The following is a 15,533-nucleotide window of genomic DNA, read 5'->3' as shown; positions in this document are numbered from 1 at the left end:
TTTGTTGATGTCGAAGAGAGAACTGCACTGATGGCCCTGGCAATTTTTGATCTGGACGAAACCCTGATTCACGGCGACTGCGCCACCCTCTGGAGCGAGCAAATGGGTCGCCTGGGCTGGGTCGATCCCGAGTCGTTCATGCGTCAGAACAACGAACTGATGGACGCTTACAGCCACGGCAAGTTGCGGATGGAAGAGTACATGGATTTCAGCCTGGAACCGATGATCGGGCGCACACCGGAAGAGGTCGACCATCTGGTTGGGCCTTGGGTGGAAGACTATATCGAGCCGATCATTTTCAGTGACGCCACCAAAGCCATCGCGGCCCATCGCAAGGCCGGCGACCGGATCCTGGTGATTTCGGCGTCGGGTACGCACCTGGTCAGGCCGATTGCCGACCGGCTGGGCATCGACGAGATTCTCGGCATTGAACTGGAAGTGGCGCATGGGGTGTATAGCGGCCACACCGTTGGAACGCTGACGTACCGCGAAGGCAAGATCGTTCGATTGCTGGAGTGGCTGGATGCGGAAGAGGAAAATCTGGAAGGCGCGAGTTTCTATTCCGATTCGCGTAACGATTTGCCGCTGCTATTGAAGGTGGATTTCCCACATGCGGTGAATCCGGATCCGGTGTTGCTGGAGCACGCCGAAAAGGCCGGCTGGCCGATCCATCTCTGGAAATAACCGATACCCCTGTAGGAGCGAGGCTTGCCCGCGAAGAACGATGACGCGGTCTCACTGGTAAACCGCGACGCCTCATTCGCGGGCAAGCCTCGCTCCTACAGGGTCAGTGTGTCCTTCAGGTCAGGCTTGGGTCGATTATCAGCACCAACTTCCCTGCCACCTTATTACTCGCCAACTCCGCAAACGCCGCTTCGGCGTCCTTGATCGGGAATGTCTTGGCCAACTGCGGACTCAACCGCCCCTCGGCAAACAGCGGCCACACGTGCTGGCTCAAATCACTGAACAAATCTGCCTTGAACTGCTCATCGCGACTGCGCAAGGTCGATCCCAGTATTTGCACGCGCTTGGCCAGGACCTGCGCCAGGTCCAGCTTCGCCTCACGACCGCCCATCAAACCGATCAGCACCCAACGACCGTCGAGCGCCAGCATTTTCAGATTCAGCGCGGCATAGTTGCCGCCGACCGGATCGAGAATCACGTCGAACGGCCCCAGATCACGCAAGCTGTCCAGGTCGCCGGTGCGCACCACCCCACCCTGCGCACCCAGTGCTTCGCAATACGCCAGACGCTCGGCAGAACCAACGCTGACCCAGCACGGGTTGCCAAAGGCCTTGCACAGCTGAATGGCAGCTGAACCGATTCCACTTGCTCCGGCGTGCAGGAGAACTTTCTCACCCGGTTTGAGCGCAGCCAGTTGAAACAAATTCAGCCAGACGGTCGCGTACACTTCCGGCAGCGCAGCGGCCTCGGCCAGGGACAAACCTTCGGGAGCCGGCAGCACATGCCGTCCGTCGACAACCACCTCCTCGGCCATCCCGCCCCCGGCCAGCAAGGCGCAAACCCGATCGCCGACCTGCCAGGACGAGCCCGCACCGACCTCGCTGATCACCCCCGAACACTCAAGACCCAGTACCTGACTGGCTCCCGGCGGTGGCGGATAAAGTCCTGCCTTCTGTAACAAATCGGCGCGATTGAGGCCCGCTGCCGCCACTCGAATTCGAACTTGTCCTACATCGCATGTAGGACTGGGCTCTTCAACCCACTCCACTTGACCTTCCACGCCTTGCAATGCTTTCACAGTGCCTCCATAGTGAGTCTGGACTGAGCCCGTAGCTGTAGCGCCGGGCTTTCTTGCATTATGTGACCGGCCCTTTGTGGAACCGGCGACTTCAAAGACGGCCTAATATGCGTGATCAATTGTCCCCGCGTCGAATCAGCATGAAGCATTTTCTCCCCAGCACCGCCCTAGCCCTGTTCATTGGTATCGGCCTGATGCCGATGTCGAGCAATACGTTCGCAGCCAATAGCTGGGACAAGCTTCAGCCTGATCGTGACGAAGTGATCGCCAGCCTGAACGTCGTCGAGTTGCTCAAGCGCCATCACTACAGCAAGCCGCCGCTCGATGACGCGCGCTCCGTGATCATCTATGACAGCTACATCAAGCTGCTGGATCCGTCGCGCAGCTACTTCATGGCCAGCGACATTGCCGAATTCGACAAGTGGAAAACCCAGTTCGACGACTTCCTCAAAAGCGGCGACCTGAACGCCGGGTTCACCATCTACAAGCGCTACCTGGACCGCGTCAAAGCGCGTCTGGACTTTGCCCTTGCCGAGCTGAACAAGGGCGTCGACAAAATCGACTTCAACACCAAGGAAACCTTGCTGATCGATCGCAAGGACGCCCCTTGGCTCAAGTCCACCGCCGAACTCGACGACCTGTGGCGCAAACGCGTCAAGGACGAAGTCTTGCGGCAGAAGATCGCGGGCAAGGACTCCAAGCAGATTCAGGAAACCCTGACCAAGCGCTACAAGAACCAGTTGGCGCGCCTGGACCAGACCCGTGCGGAAGACATCTTCCAGGCGTACATCAACACCTTCGCCATGTCCTACGACCCGCACACCAACTATCTGTCGCCGGATAACGCGGAAAACTTCGACATCAACATGAGCCTGTCCCTCGAGGGCATCGGCGCCGTGTTGCAGAGCGATAACGACCAGGTAAAAATCGTGCGTCTGGTGCCTGCCGGCCCGGCCGACAAGACCAAACAGGTTGCACCGGCAGACAAGATCATCGGCGTTGCCCAAGGCAACAAAGAGATGGTCGACGTGGTCGGCTGGCGCCTGGACGAAGTGGTCAAGCTGATCCGTGGTCCGAAAGGCACCGTGGTGCGCCTGGAAGTGATTCCGGCCAGCAATGCGCCAAACGACCAGACCAGCAAGATCGTGCCGATCACCCGCGAAGCGGTGAAGCTTGAAGACCAGGCTGTGAAGAAGTCGGTCCTCAACCTGAAACAGGATGGCAAGGACTACAAGCTCGGTGTCATCGAGATCCCGGCCTTCTACCTCGACTTCAAGGCGTTCCGTGCCGGTGATCCGGATTACAAGAGCACCACTCGCGACGTCAAGAAACTGCTGACCGAGTTGCAGAAAGAAAAAGTCGACGGCGTGGTCATCGACCTTCGCAACAACGGCGGCGGCTCCTTGCAGGAAGCCACCGAGCTGACCAGCCTGTTCATCGACAAAGGTCCGACCGTGCTGGTGCGTAACGCCGACGGCCGGGTTGACGTGCTGGAAGATGAAAACCCGGGTGCGTTCTACAAAGGCCCGATGGCGTTGCTGGTCAACCGCTTGTCGGCCTCGGCTTCGGAGATTTTCGCCGGCGCCATGCAGGACTACCACCGCGCACTGATCATCGGCGGCCAGACCTTCGGCAAAGGCACCGTGCAGACCATTCAGCCGCTGAACCATGGCGAACTGAAACTGACCCTGGCCAAGTTCTACCGGGTTTCCGGCCAGAGCACCCAGCATCAGGGCGTACTGCCGGACATCGATTACCCGTCGATCATCGACACCAAGGAAATCGGCGAAAGCGCCCTGCCGGAAGCCATGCCGTGGGACACCATCCGTGCGGCCATCAAGCCGGCGGTCGATCCGTTCAAACCGTACATCGCGCAGCTCAAGTCCGAGCATGACGTGCGTTCGGCCAAAGACGCAGAGTTCGTGTTCATCCGCGACAAGCTGGCCCTGGCGCAGAAGCTGATGACGGAAAAAACCGTCAGCCTCAATGAAGCCGATCGTCGTGCGCAACACGCCGATATAGAAGCCAAGCAACTGGTGATGGAAAACCTCCGTCGCAAGGCCAAGGGCGAAGAACCGCTCAAAGAGCTCAAGAAAGAAGACGAAGACGCGATTGCGGCCGAGCTGGACAAGACCAAGCCAGAAGACGATGCCTACCTGAGCGAGACCGGGCGGATTCTGTTGGACTACCTGAAACTCAACACTGCGGTCGCCAAGCATTAAGATGATGGCAAATTAATGCTGACGCTCTTCGGAGCGTCATCATACAGTCATCATTCTGTCGTGAAATAAAGGACTGAGCGCTTTGGCGCTCAGTCCTTTTTTTATCGCCAGAGATCGCCATGACCACGACCGAACAGCTGAGTGCATTGAGTTCAATACTGACTCAAAGCGGTTTGCACAGCCTGTTCCAGCCGATCATTTCCCTCTCCGAGCGACGCATTGTCGGCTACGAAGCCCTGACCCGCGGTCCCTCGAACAGTCCACTGCACTCCCCCATCGCGTTGTTCGCGGTCGCCCGTCAGGCCGGCCGCTTGAGCGAGCTGGAAATCGCCTGCCGTGAAAGCGCTTGCCGACGTTTCAACGAACAACAGCTTCCGGGCAAACTGTTTCTCAACGTCTCTCCGGAATCCCTGCTTGAAGCCGCTCACCAACCGGGCCGCACCCTGCAATTGCTGCAGGACTTTGGCATCCCACCGAGCCAGGTGGTGATCGAGCTCACGGAACAGACCCCGACCGACGATTTCCAGTTACTGCAAAACGCCCTGCATCACTATCGGGCGATGGGGTTTTCCATTGCACTGGATGATCTGGGCGCTGGTTATTCAAGCTTGCGGCTGTGGTCAGAACTGCGTCCGGACTATGTGAAGATCGACCGGCATTTCATCGACGGTATTCATCAGGACGCACTCAAGCGCGAGTTCGTCGGCTCGATCCTGCAAATCGCCAAGGCCTCGCGGGCGAAAGTGATTGCCGAAGGGATCGAGCTACCGGAAGAGCTCGCGGTGTTGACCGAGATGGGCGTGGATCTGGTCCAGGGTTATCTGCTTTGCCGCCCCCAGGAACATCCACCTCGCGACGCCCGGGCCTTGATGCCCAAACAGGACAACACCGCCGTGGCGCTGAATGACGAAGGCAGCGACCTCAGCGCCTTGCTCAACGACCAACCGGCCGTGGCCCGGGACACTCCGACGGCCACAGTGCTGGAAGCCTTCCGCCGCCAGGCCAACCTGAACTCACTGGCGGTGCTCGACGAGCAAGGCCATCCCTGCGGCATCGTCCATCGGCATTCGCTCTCGGACGCGTTGCTCAAGCCCTTTGCAACCGACCTGTTTGCGCGCAAGCCGATCAGCCGCTTGATGAACGATGACTTCCTCGCCGTGGAAATGAGCCAGTCGCTGCAACAGGTCAGCCGCTTGATCACCAGCCGCGCGCGGCAACGCATCGAGGAGGATTTCATCATCACCCTCAACGGCGGTTATCTGGGATTGGGCCGGGTGATCGATGTGCTCAAGCTGATTACCGAACTGAAAATCCAGCAAGCCCGCTACGCCAACCCGCTGACCCTGTTGCCGGGCAACGTGCCCATCCAGCAATGCCTGACGCGGCTGCTGCAACAGGAGCGGGAATCGGTGATTTGTTACGTCGACATCGACAGTTTCAAACCCTTCAATGACATCTACGGCTACGGCCGTGGGGATGAAGTCCTGCTATGCCTGGCGCAATGCCTGAACGATCGCGTCGACCCGTCCCGCGACTTTGTCGGTCATATCGGCGGTGATGACTTTCTGCTGGTGCTCGGTCCGGAAGACTGGCGCAGACGTTTGAACCAGCTGCTGGACGACTTCCAGAGCCAGTGCCGACGCTTCTACCGCAGCGAACACCTGGAAGCTGGCTGCTTCATCGCACCGAATCGCCAGGGCGTGCGCCAGGAGTTTGCGCTGCTGTCATTGTCGATTGGCGTGGTGCATTTGCATCCACAGGCCTGTGGACAACTCGATGCGAGCCAGTTGGCGGAGATGGCATCGCAGGCCAAGCATCACGCGAAAAATGTGCCGGGGTATAGCGTGCATGTGATTGATAGTTTGGTGGTGCCGGTGGCCGAAGAAACCTTGATTGCCGGGCATCGCTGAATTGCTTTTGTGGCGAGGGAGCTTGCTCCCGCGCCACAAATCAGCGCTGGACGCTACTCCGACGACCGCGCCCCCAACCGCCGCCCAACCACATCCAGCACATCACAGCCATCGCGCAACGGAATGGCGCAGAGCAACGCGAAGTCGCTGAGAATCATGGAATCGCACTCAATCGAACCGCGCATGGACAGGTTTTCCAGCACTTGGGTGACGGCTCGGATTCGGTAGCGGGCGGCGTCGGTCAAAATATCCAGTGGCGCGTGGGTATCGACGAACAAGGTGGGCATGTCGCTGCAGTTGCTGGTGAGCGCCATGAAGCGGTTGTCGGGATGAGGCGTTAGAGGGATGTAAGGCGGATCTGGCGTAAGCGTTTTCATTGTCTACTTCCTAACGTATGGATTGGAGCCGCCAGAAATCACTTCCACGCGATAGGTGGCGGCTGAACGCGGGTGTGGAAGACCGAGACGTTAGGCACTCGGCGCACTCGAAAGCGCCCCGCGCACAGCCACCATAAAACTCAAACGAAAAAACGCCGAACTGGTGGCGCTTGACGCGCCTAACGATAGAAGGGCTTCCACACCCTGTCACTGAACTTGCAGTGACAGCCAGAAGACTATCGATGAGACACGTCGCGCACCAGTTCATGAAAGCCGCCACAACTCGAAGGAAATCTCCTTTGAATTTACACAGTATTAAACGCGCAGCACTTTGCGGGGGATCAATCAGGAAAGAAGTCAGCAACGGACGATGTTGGTGTAGGGCAATTCTCTAATACGCCGCCACTCATTAACGAACAGTCAGAAACGCAAACGTGGCGAGAGGTTTCCCTCACGCCACGTTATGTATTTCAGAAAACGATGGGGCTACTTGGAAGCATCACGAGACGCCAACTCTTTCAGTTTCATCTCAGCCAACGGATGCCCGGCCTTCGCGGCCATGCCCCACCAGCGAGCCGCTTCATCCGGATCCGGCGCCTTGCTCGGCGATCCCGCCAAACTGATCACGCCCACCTGATACGCCGCTTTGCCATCCCCCGCCAACGCCGCCAGGCGCAGCAATCGCACACCCTCCTCACGCGCCCCAAGGCCGACGCCGCGAAAGGTCAGGATGTGGCCGTAGAAGCTCTGCGCGCCGACGTCACCCAAGTTGGCCATGCGGGCGAACTGGCCTTCGAGCCAGCTCCAGCCGCGCGGCTGACGCACGAACCACGACCAGTGAAACAACCGGCGGGCCAGCCAGTAACCGGCCCGCGCCTTGAGTTTCAGAAACACTCAGGCCTCCGCCGATTCCGGGTACTCGTATTCGAACACGCGCACCACTTCCGAGGCGTGCCACGAGGCGGCAGCAACGCCGTCGGACGGACCGGAGAAACGCCCCAGACGTTCGACGCATTCGAAGAAACCGGTGCGTGGCAGGCGGCTGGCGCCTTGGCTGATCACCAGGGAGCTGCGCAGCGGCTGCTCGGCCTTGGCGTCCAGCGCGGCCAGGTGCTCAAGCGCGGCGGTGAGGGTTTGCATGGCCGGCGTGGGCAATTGCAAACGTTCCAGCAAGGCTCGATAAGTCAGCAGATGGCGCTGCCGACGAGCCTGATCCAGCTCACCGAGCAACCCGTCCCAATGTTGACGACTGATGCGTACGCTCACGATTCATCCCTCCACCCTGGCACCGTCAGCTCCCAGGCCAGACTGCGGCGAATCGCAGCGTCGGGTTGACGCTCGCCACTTTCGATCAGGGCCAGATAAGACGGGCTGATGCCTACCGTGCGGGCCAGCGCCTCAATGGCGATGCCCTTCCCTTCGCGCAAACTGCGTAGTTGATCCAGACCCGGAAGAATCGGGTCGGGTGATGCTGCGTGACGCACCGGCGTGTCGGGCGCCGGTTGTTGGTTGATGCCTGCTGCTTTCAGTAGAGCCTGGTACTGAGCCCACGGCAAAACCGCGTATTCGGGCTCGCCTTCGCGTGTGATTATCTGAATATCCATGACTTCCCCGTAGGACAACGACACTTAGCGAGTCGGCACTTTTCCCTAGAAGTGTAATCCTAACAGCGGCCACGGTCGCGGGGGGTATGAATATAAGGACGATCCTCAATCGAATCAGGTTTTTTTCGGGCCCTGAAGCTGAAGTTGCTCAGGGGTATCGGGAAGACGTTCGACCACCGCAAGCTTCTCCGGCACCTGGCGTTTGCGCCAGGCACGGAAGGCATTGAGTTCGTCGTCGAGGACTTTCATCAACCAGGCCAGCACGGCGATGTCATCGAGCATGCCGAACATCGGGATGAAGTCCGGAATCGCATCCACCGGGCTGAGGAAGTACATCAGGCCGGCCACCACCGAGATTATTGCCTTCGGGCTGATGGCGCGGTACTCGCCACGCCAGTAGGCCAGGCACAGGGCCTGTAACAGGCGCAAATCGTCCTTGAGCTTGCCCAGGCGGTTGCCCTGGCTGGCACCTTTGCTGGCGACGGCGAACAGCAGGGTCGGCAAGCGTCCACGGGCAAGCAGGCGTCCGGCTAGTGGCAGGAAACGAGCAAAATTCCAGGGTGCTTTCATCATTCCTCCCGCTGAAATGTTATCCACACAAATTGTGGATAACCTTGTGAACAGAGCTATATTTCACGGCTGAAAGCCCCGTTTCATAAGGGCTCAACTCAGATCGGGCGTTTTTTACTCACATAAAAAAACCCAAGATTTCATTGACTTGGCGCGCCGGCGCGGCTAGCACGGCGTCCTCAATGGCTATGACTGCAACGTACAGCGTCCGTTCGCTTTGTTTACCCTTGCCGAACGCCAGATGCAACAACGCCCCGCAAAAAGCGAGGCGTTGTTTTTAAAGCCGACGCTGATTACTGAGCGGCGTCTGCTTTTGCTGGATCCTTGATCGCCAGCAGTTCCAGGTCGAAAACCAGCACCGAGTTGGCTGGAATCGCCGGGCTTGGGCTTTGGGCCCCGTAGGCCAGCTCGCTAGGGATGTACAGTTTGTACTTCTCGCCAACGTGCATCAGTTGCAGGCCTTCGACCCAGCCCGGAATCACGCCGCTGACCGGCAGATCGATCGGGCTGCCACGGTCGACGGAGCTGTCGAAGGTAGTGCCGTCCGTCAGCTTGCCGGTGTAGTGAACAGTCACTACGTCGGTCGGCTTAGGCTGTGCGCCATCCGCTTTCTTGACCACTTCGTATTGCAGGCCCGAAGCAGTGGTGGTGACACCCGCTTTCTTGGCGTTGTCTTCGAGGAATTTCTTGCCGGCGGCTGCCGACTCTTCGCTCATTTTGGCCATACGCTCTTCAGCACGCTTCTGCAGTGCTGCGAAGGCTTCAACCAGCTCGTCATCCTTCAGCTTCTGTTCTTTCTTGCCGACGGCATCTTCAATGCCTTGGGCTACGGCTTTGGAGTCCAGGTCATCCATGCCTTCCTGAGCCAGGCTCTTGCCCATGTTCAGGCCAATTCCGTAGGAAGCTTTTTGCGCCGGGGTTTTCAGCTCTACGCTGGTCTGCGAATCACAACCCGCAAGTACCAGGCTAACCAGGGCCACCGCCGCCGCCAACCGATGCTGTTTCATGCTATTTCCTTGTTCATGCGCCTAAAGGGCAATCGAGTAAAGCCGCGAGCTTATCAGGCGGCCACGACCAATGGCTACCGGCATGAGAGCAGGAAACTTCTGATAAGTTCAGGGGTTTTAACGCATTTCGGGATTGGAAGGATGAAGCTTCTGTCATCTTGGGCCCACAGGGATGGATACCGGATCCCACAGCATCTGGCGTAATGGCCACTTGCCGCACCTCAGGCACTGAGGCATAAGAGAGCTACAAATCGACAAGGATGTTTATCTTGCGCCTCTTATTCCGCCTGCTGGTGTTGCTTGCTGTGCTGTTGGGACTGGGCCTGGCCGTGGTGCTGTACTACGTCGCCAACCCGAAACTGCCGACCTGGTCACCCGCGCAACAGGTGCATTACCTGGAGCAGTGGAGCGCCGCCGACCGCCAGACTTACTACTTCACCCCCCAAGGCACTCAGGTCAAGGGCTTGCGCTATGACTGGTTCAAGGAACTCGAACTGCCCTTCTCGGAACAACGATTCGCCGCCCCCGAGTATCTCGCGCGCTTTGGTTTTCTGATCGACCGCGACCAGAAGGAAACGCCGAACAACAACCCTGGCAACTTGCCCGTGGGGTTTGCCCGCCATCAAAACCCCGACAGTCAGGACGAGTTCCTCGATATCACCTGCGCTGCCTGCCACACCGGTGAATTGCGTTTCAACGGCCAGGCCGTACGCATCGACGGAGGTTCGGCGCAGCATGTCCTGCCTTCCAGCGTTCCTACATTGCGCGGTGGCAGTTTCGGACAAGCGCTTGTCGCCAGTCTGGCCTCGACGTACTACAACCCGTGGAAATTCGAACGCTTCGCACGCAACGTGCTTGGCGAGGACTACGACGCCCGCCGCGAACAACTACGAAAAGACTTCAAAACCTCGCTTGATACCTTTGTAAAAGTGGCGTGGAACGATACCCATCGCGGGCTCTACCCGACCGAGGAAGGCCCCGGCCGCACCGATGCCTTCGGGCGAATTGCCAATGCCAGCTTCGGCGACGCGATTTCCACCGATAACTACCGCGTGGCCAACGCACCGGTGGACTACCCGCAACTGTGGGACATGTGGACCTTTGACTGGGTGCAATGGAACGGTTCGGCGCAGCAACCGATGGCCCGCAACATCGGCGAGGCGCTGGGCGTCGGCGCAACCCTGAGCTTCTTCGACGCCAACGGCCAACCGCTGAAAGGTGACGCGCGCTACCCGTCGAGTGTCCGCTTGCGCGACCTGCACCAGATCGAACAAACCCTGCAACGGCTCAAACCACCTGCCTGGCCGGAAGACGTGCTCGGCGCTGTCGATAAGCCCTTGGCCGCCAAAGGGCGCGAATTGTTCAGTGAAAACTGCGCCGGTTGCCATGTGCCTCGATCGGTCCAGACCAACGGGCGCTGGGTGCAACACCTGAAAATGCTGCCGGTGGACTACATCGGCACAGACCCGGGCGCCGCCAACAACATCGCCGACCATCGCTTCGACCTAAGCGCCTTGCAATGGGACCCGGCAGAGCTGGCGAAACTGGATGTGCAGTTGCAGCCGCCGCCCACCGAGCCGTTGGACATGAGCAAGCTCTCGTCAGCCAAAGGCCTGGCCTACGTCACCGCGTTCGTAGGAAACCGCGCTTACCGCGAGGCGAAAATTCCCGAGGCCGAGCGCCCGGACATGGATGGCTTCGGCCTGCCGATTGGCGTGCGTGAATTGCGCGACTACAAAGCCCGACCATTGGCCGGGGTCTGGGCGACGGCGCCGTTTCTGCACAACGGTTCGGTACCAAGCATCTATCAACTGCTCTCGCCCCAGGATGAACGCGCAACGACCTTCTACAAAGGCACGTTCGAGTACGACCCCAGGCACCTGGGCTATCGCACCGAAGCGTTCACCAATGGCTTCAAGTTCGACACGTGGATCACCGGCAATCACAACAGTGGCCACGAATTCCGGGCTGGCAAGCGCGGCAACGGCGTGATCGGTCGCCTGCTGCAACCGGAGGAGCGCTGGGCGCTGCTGGAATATCTAAAAGTGTTGGGCGGCCCGTTGGAGGCACAATTGCCATGAGCAGACTCTGGAGGTGGTTTGGCGTCTTCCTCGGCAAAACCCTGTTGTGGTTGCTGGGCCTGGGGTTACTCGGCTGGGCACTGGCCACGGCGTGGTTTGCCTGGCAGCACCGGGGACCGGTCTCGGCTGAAGAACTGATCCCGAACGGCGAAGCGGCGATGACTCAGGACATCATCCAGACGGCCGTGCGCATCGTCGATCAGCACCGTGAAAACACCCGCTACCTGCGCGATGCGCATGCCAAGGCGCACGGTTGCGTGAAGGCCGAAGTCCAAGTGCTGCCGGATCTGGCGGATGAGCTGCGTCAGGGCGTGTTCAGCGAACCCGGCAAAACCTGGAACGCGACGGTGCGGCTGTCCAATGGCAATGCTTATCCACAGTTCGACAGTATCCGCGATGCCCGGGGCATGGCGATCAAGTTGCTCGATGTGCCCGGCAAACAACTGCTCGCCGATCAAAAAAGCCGTGGTGAACAAGACTTTGTGATGTTCAGCCACCCGAACTTCTTCGTCAGCGATGTCGCCGAATACCGTCAGAATGTGGCCGCCCAGGCCGATGGCAAGAAGCTGATGGCGTTTTTCCCCGGCTGGGATCCGCGCACGTGGCAGGTTCGTCATCTGTTCATTGCCCTGGCGACGCTCTCCCCTGCCCCGGAAAGTCCGACGCAGACGACATACTTTTCAGTTTCGCCCTACAAGTTTGGTGACGCCAACGCGAAGTTTCGGGTGACGCCGGATCCCGACAATTGCCCGGCCTACACCCTGCCGGTGCAGAACCAGAAGCTGCCGAATTTTTTGCGTAATGCGCTGAATCAGCAATTGTCGACGGATCGGGTGCCGGCGTGCTTCGTCTTGCAGATCCAGCGCCAGGATCCGGGCAAGTACATGCCGATCGAGGACACAAGTATCGAGTGGAAGGAAAAGGATGCGACGTTCGAAACCGTGGCCCGGATCAAACTGCCCGCTCAGGACTTCGATACGCCGGCGCTGAACCTGCAATGCGACAACCAGTCGTTCAATCCGTGGTTCGGGCTTGAGGCTCATCGGCCGATTGGTGGCATCAACCGCTTGCGCAAAGCGGTGTACGAAGCGGTCAGCGATTACCGCCACAGCCGCAACGCCGAGCAATAAAGCCAAATCCCGGACAGCAAAAAGCCCGCATAAAGCGGGCTTTCTGTGTGGTGACCTGGCGTTCAGCGCTCCAGGTTACCGAATATGGCGCAGCGGACGGGACTCGAACCCGCGACCCCCGGCGTGACAGGCCGGTATTCTAACCGACTGAACTACCGCTGCGCGTAGCGTTGAAAGTAAGTGGTGGGTGATGACGGGATCGAACCGCCGACATTCTGCTTGTAAGGCAGACGCTCTCCCAGCTGAGCTAATCACCCTTTACCTTCGTTGCGGGGCGCATTGTGCCACAGATTTTCGTAAAGTGTTGATTTAATTGAATAATTTTTCAAAAAATCTGAAATCCGGTGAAACGACACGACCTGCAGGAACAACGTACAAACTTTGGGCAGAAAAAAACCCGCGTTAGCGGGCTTTTCCGTGGTGACCTGGCGTTCAGCATTCCAGGTTACCGAATATGGCGCAGCGGACGGGACTCGAACCCGCGACCCCCGGCGTGACAGGCCGGTATTCTAACCGACTGAACTACCGCTGCGCGTAACACTAAAGCGAATGGTGGGTGATGACGGGATCGAACCGCCGACATTCTGCTTGTAAGGCAGACGCTCTCCCAGCTGAGCTAATCACCCTTCACTTTCGGTGTGGCGCGCATTCTACGGAGCGACCCCACCTCTGGCAAGCACTTTTTTAAATAATTTTTGCAGCCCTTCCAAAGGCTTAGAGAAGGGTTGGCCTATGGCTTCGCTAAGAGAATAATGCCCCCCTTTGTATAAAGGAGAGACTCGCCCCATGTGGTTCAAAAACCTGCTTATCTATCGCCTGACCCAAGATCTGCCTTTTGATGCCGAGGCGTTGGAAACTGCACTGGCCACCAAACTGGCGCGTCCATGTGCAAGCCAGGAGTTGACCACCTACGGTTTCGTCGCGCCGTTCGGCAAAGGCGAAGATGCACCCCTGGTGCACGTCAGCGGCGACTTCCTGCTGATCTCCGCCCGTAAAGAAGAACGCATCTTGCCGGGCAGCGTCGTGCGTGACGCCGTGAAGGAAAAGGTCGAAGAGATCGAAGCCGAACAAATGCGCAAGGTCTACAAAAAGGAACGCGACCAGATCAAGGATGAAATCATCCAGGCGTTCCTGCCGCGTGCCTTTATCCGTCGTTCGTCGACCTTCGCCGCCATCGCACCGAAACAGGGCCTGATCCTGGTCAACTCGGCCAGCCCGAAACGTGCCGAAGACCTGCTGTCCACTTTGCGTGAAGTGATCGGCACACTGCCAGTACGTCCACTGACCGTTAAAATGTCGCCGACCGCGACCATGACTGAGTGGGTCACCACCCAGAAAGCCGCGGACGACTTCTTTGTGCTGGACGAGTGCGAACTGCGCGACACCCACGAAGACGGTGGCATCGTGCGCTGCAAGCGCCAGGACCTGACGAGCGAAGAAATCCAGCTGCACTTGAGCACCGGCAAAGTGGTCACTCAATTGTCGCTGGCCTGGCAAGACAAGCTGTCTTTCGTCCTCGACGACAAGATGGTGGTCAAGCGCCTGAAGTTCGAAGACCTGCTGCAAGACCAGGCGGAACAGGACGGTGGCGAAGAAGCCCTCGGCCAGCTGGACGCCAGCTTCACCCTGATGATGCTGACCTTCGGCGACTTCCTGCCGGCACTGGTTGAAGCGTTGGGCGGCGAAGAGCTTCCGCAGGGGATCTAAACCGACGTGGTCTAAATGTGGGAGCGGGCTTGCTCGCGAAGGCGGTCTTACAGGCAACATAAATGTTGAATGTACCGGCCTCTTCGCGAGCAAGCCCGCTCCCACATTGGTTTTGTGGTGTTACTTAATAAAAAGGATCAGGCCATGCGCGCCCTTGCTGCATTGAGTCGTTTTGTCGGCAACACCTTCGCTTACTGGGTTCTGATTTTCGCCGTCGTGGCGTTCTTGCAGCCGGCGTGGTTCATCGACCTGAAAGGCGCGATCGTGCCGCTGTTGGGCCTGGTGATGTTCGGCATGGGCCTGACCCTCAAACTCGAAGACTTCGCCGAAGTCGCTCGCCATCCATGGCGCGTGGCATTGGGCGTGGTTGCACATTTCGTGATCATGCCCGGCGTGGCGTGGTTGCTCTGCCAGGCGTTTCACCTGCCGCCGGAAATCGCCGTCGGCGTGATTCTCGTCGGCTGCTGCCCAAGCGGCACCTCGTCGAACGTAATGACCTGGCTGGCGCGCGGTGACCTGGCGCTGTCGGTGGCCATCGCCGCTGTCACCACCCTCCTCGCTCCGTTGCTGACGCCGGCGCTGATCTGGCTGCTGGCTTCGGCGTGGCTGCCGGTGTCCTTCATGGAGCTGTTCTGGTCGATCCTGCAAGTCGTGCTGCTACCGATCGTGCTCGGTGTGGTTGCCCAACGCCTGCTGGGTGATCGGGTGCGCCATGCGGTGGAAGTGTTGCCGCTGATTTCGGTGGTGAGCATCGTGATCATCGTCACCGCCGTGGTGGCCGCCAGCCAGGCGAAGATCGCCGAGTCTGGCCTGCTGATCATGGCCGTGGTCATGCTGCACAACAGCTTCGGTTATTTGCTGGGTTACTTCACCGGGCGCCTGTTCAACTTGCCACTGGCCCAGCGCAAATCCCTGGCGCTGGAAGTCGGCATGCAGAACTCCGGTCTGGGCGCCGCGTTGGCCAGTGCGCACTTCTCGCCACTGGCGGCGGTGCCTAGCGCGCTATTCAGCGTCTGGCACAACATTTCCGGGGCGTTGCTTTCGACGTATTTCCGCCGCATGAGCGAGAAACAAGACCGCGAAACCGCGGCACAACAAGCTGCCGAGTGATCCGCAAACTTGATCCCCGGATTAATGATGGGCACTCTATGGCGCAACGCGAG

14 protein-coding genes and 4 tRNA genes are annotated in these 15,533 nt (G+C 59.1%); 7 read left to right on the top strand and 11 right to left on the bottom strand.

Annotated features, from left to right (window positions below; translation table 11 throughout):
* The first annotated feature begins 30 nt into the window (after positions 1-30).
* Entirely contained in the window at positions 31-684 is a 654-nt protein-coding gene (locus ACA060_RS08520) for an HAD family hydrolase (RefSeq protein ID WP_497316596.1), read from the top strand.
* Positions 685-799: 115 nt separating this feature from the next.
* On the opposite strand, the gene ACA060_RS08515 is transcribed toward ACA060_RS08520, so the two are convergent.
* Positions 800-1,762 (bottom strand): zinc-binding dehydrogenase, encoded by a 963-nt coding sequence (locus ACA060_RS08515; protein WP_497316594.1) that lies wholly within the window; start codon positions 1,760-1,762, stop codon positions 800-802.
* A 140-nt stretch (positions 1,763-1,902) separates the two neighbouring features.
* Here ACA060_RS08515 and ACA060_RS08510 point away from each other — a divergent pair, with 140 nt between their 5' ends.
* Together ACA060_RS08510 and ACA060_RS08505 are read left to right on the top strand one after the other, a co-directional pair.
* Complete coding sequence (locus tag ACA060_RS08510) at positions 1,903-3,984, top strand: carboxy terminal-processing peptidase (protein ID WP_162556189.1); 2,082 nt, start codon at positions 1,903-1,905, stop codon at positions 3,982-3,984.
* A 119-nt stretch (positions 3,985-4,103) separates the two neighbouring features.
* Positions 4,104-5,894, top strand: coding sequence for a bifunctional diguanylate cyclase/phosphodiesterase (locus ACA060_RS08505; RefSeq protein WP_497316593.1), 1,791 nt, complete (start codon positions 4,104-4,106; stop codon positions 5,892-5,894).
* A 53-nt stretch (positions 5,895-5,947) separates the two neighbouring features.
* Here the strand turns inward: ACA060_RS08505 and ACA060_RS08500 are convergent, their stop codons facing one another.
* The 6 genes from ACA060_RS08500 to bamJ all read right to left on the bottom strand — a co-directional run bounded on the left by ACA060_RS08500 (position 5,948) and on the right by bamJ (position 9,452).
* A complete protein-coding gene (locus ACA060_RS08500) occupies positions 5,948-6,271 on the bottom strand; it encodes a hypothetical protein (RefSeq protein ID WP_497316591.1) in 324 nt (107 codons plus the stop codon).
* A gap of 486 nt (positions 6,272-6,757) precedes the next feature.
* The gene (locus ACA060_RS08495; protein WP_497316589.1) at positions 6,758-7,165 is read right to left on the bottom strand and encodes an SEL1-like repeat protein; all 408 of its coding nucleotides are present in this window, start codon (positions 7,163-7,165) and stop codon (positions 6,758-6,760) included.
* Complete coding sequence (locus ACA060_RS08490) at positions 7,166-7,537, bottom strand: hypothetical protein (RefSeq protein ID WP_003223109.1); 372 nt, start codon at positions 7,535-7,537, stop codon at positions 7,166-7,168.
* Positions 7,534-7,875 carry a helix-turn-helix domain-containing protein gene (locus ACA060_RS08485; RefSeq protein WP_109628690.1) on the bottom strand — a complete coding sequence of 114 codons (342 nt, stop codon included), beginning with the start codon at positions 7,873-7,875 and terminating at the stop codon, positions 7,534-7,536. The genes ACA060_RS08490 and ACA060_RS08485 overlap by 4 nt, the downstream gene beginning before the upstream one ends.
* A gap of 114 nt (positions 7,876-7,989) precedes the next feature.
* Positions 7,990-8,445, bottom strand: coding sequence for a YkvA family protein (locus ACA060_RS08480; protein ID WP_109628688.1), 456 nt, complete (start codon positions 8,443-8,445; stop codon positions 7,990-7,992).
* 293 nt (positions 8,446-8,738) lie between these two features.
* Positions 8,739-9,452: a BamJ family beta-barrel-assembly machinery protein gene (gene bamJ / locus ACA060_RS08475; RefSeq protein ID WP_497316586.1), complete on the bottom strand. Its 714-nt coding sequence runs from the start codon at positions 9,450-9,452 to the stop codon at positions 8,739-8,741.
* 269 nt (positions 9,453-9,721) lie between these two features.
* Between bamJ and ACA060_RS08470 the strand changes: the two genes are divergently transcribed.
* Positions 9,722-11,533 carry a di-heme-cytochrome C peroxidase gene (locus ACA060_RS08470; protein ID WP_497316584.1) on the top strand — a complete coding sequence of 604 codons (1,812 nt, stop codon included), beginning with the start codon at positions 9,722-9,724 and terminating at the stop codon, positions 11,531-11,533.
* Positions 11,530-12,663 carry a catalase family protein gene (locus ACA060_RS08465; protein ID WP_497316582.1) on the top strand — a complete coding sequence of 378 codons (1,134 nt, stop codon included), beginning with the start codon at positions 11,530-11,532 and terminating at the stop codon, positions 12,661-12,663. The genes ACA060_RS08470 and ACA060_RS08465 overlap by 4 nt, the downstream gene beginning before the upstream one ends.
* Positions 12,664-12,748: 85 nt before the next feature.
* Here ACA060_RS08465 and ACA060_RS08460 read toward each other — a convergent pair.
* The 4 genes from ACA060_RS08460 to ACA060_RS08445 form a co-directional block, all read right to left on the bottom strand.
* Positions 12,749-12,825 (bottom strand) — tRNA-Asp (locus ACA060_RS08460).
* Positions 12,826-12,844: 19 nt separating this feature from the next.
* Positions 12,845-12,920: transfer RNA gene (locus ACA060_RS08455), tRNA-Val, on the bottom strand.
* Positions 12,921-13,118: 198 nt separating this feature from the next.
* A tRNA-Asp gene (locus ACA060_RS08450) sits at positions 13,119-13,195 on the bottom strand.
* A gap of 18 nt (positions 13,196-13,213) precedes the next feature.
* A tRNA-Val gene (locus tag ACA060_RS08445) sits at positions 13,214-13,289 on the bottom strand.
* Positions 13,290-13,449: 160 nt separating this feature from the next.
* Here ACA060_RS08445 and rdgC point away from each other — a divergent pair.
* Positions 13,450-14,370: a recombination-associated protein RdgC gene (gene rdgC, locus ACA060_RS08440; RefSeq protein WP_109628681.1), complete on the top strand. Its 921-nt coding sequence runs from the start codon at positions 13,450-13,452 to the stop codon at positions 14,368-14,370.
* 144 nt (positions 14,371-14,514) lie between these two features.
* Positions 14,515-15,480, top strand: a complete 966-nt coding sequence (locus ACA060_RS08435) for a bile acid:sodium symporter family protein (protein WP_497316580.1) — start codon at positions 14,515-14,517, stop codon at positions 15,478-15,480.
* Positions 15,481-15,533 lie beyond the last annotated feature (53 nt).

The sequence above is a fragment of the Pseudomonas sp. LBUM1671 genome (assembly GCF_059695685.1).
Note: the sequence above shows the minus strand (reverse complement) of the source record. Positions and strands in the feature narration are given on the sequence as shown.

What these genes read in the sequence shown, in the direction of transcription:
- ACA060_RS08520 (WP_497316596.1), top strand. Translation starts at nt 31, where the DNA reads ATGGCCCTGGCAATTTTTGATCTGGACGAAACCCTGATTCACGGCGAC.
- ACA060_RS08510 (WP_162556189.1), top strand. Translation starts at nt 1,903, where the DNA reads ATGAAGCATTTTCTCCCCAGCACCGCCCTAGCCCTGTTCATTGGTATC.
- ACA060_RS08505 (WP_497316593.1), top strand. Translation starts at nt 4,104, where the DNA reads ATGACCACGACCGAACAGCTGAGTGCATTGAGTTCAATACTGACTCAA.
- ACA060_RS08500 (WP_497316591.1), bottom strand. Translation starts at nt 6,271, where the DNA reads ATGAAAACGCTTACGCCAGATCCGCCTTACATCCCTCTAACGCCTCAT.
- ACA060_RS08485 (WP_109628690.1), bottom strand. Translation starts at nt 7,875, where the DNA reads ATGGATATTCAGATAATCACACGCGAAGGCGAGCCCGAATACGCGGTT.
- ACA060_RS08480 (WP_109628688.1), bottom strand. Translation starts at nt 8,445, where the DNA reads ATGAAAGCACCCTGGAATTTTGCTCGTTTCCTGCCACTAGCCGGACGC.
- bamJ (WP_497316586.1), bottom strand. Translation starts at nt 9,452, where the DNA reads ATGAAACAGCATCGGTTGGCGGCGGCGGTGGCCCTGGTTAGCCTGGTA.
- ACA060_RS08465 (WP_497316582.1), top strand. Translation starts at nt 11,530, where the DNA reads ATGAGCAGACTCTGGAGGTGGTTTGGCGTCTTCCTCGGCAAAACCCTG.
- rdgC (WP_109628681.1), top strand. Translation starts at nt 13,450, where the DNA reads ATGTGGTTCAAAAACCTGCTTATCTATCGCCTGACCCAAGATCTGCCT.
- ACA060_RS08435 (WP_497316580.1), top strand. Translation starts at nt 14,515, where the DNA reads ATGCGCGCCCTTGCTGCATTGAGTCGTTTTGTCGGCAACACCTTCGCT.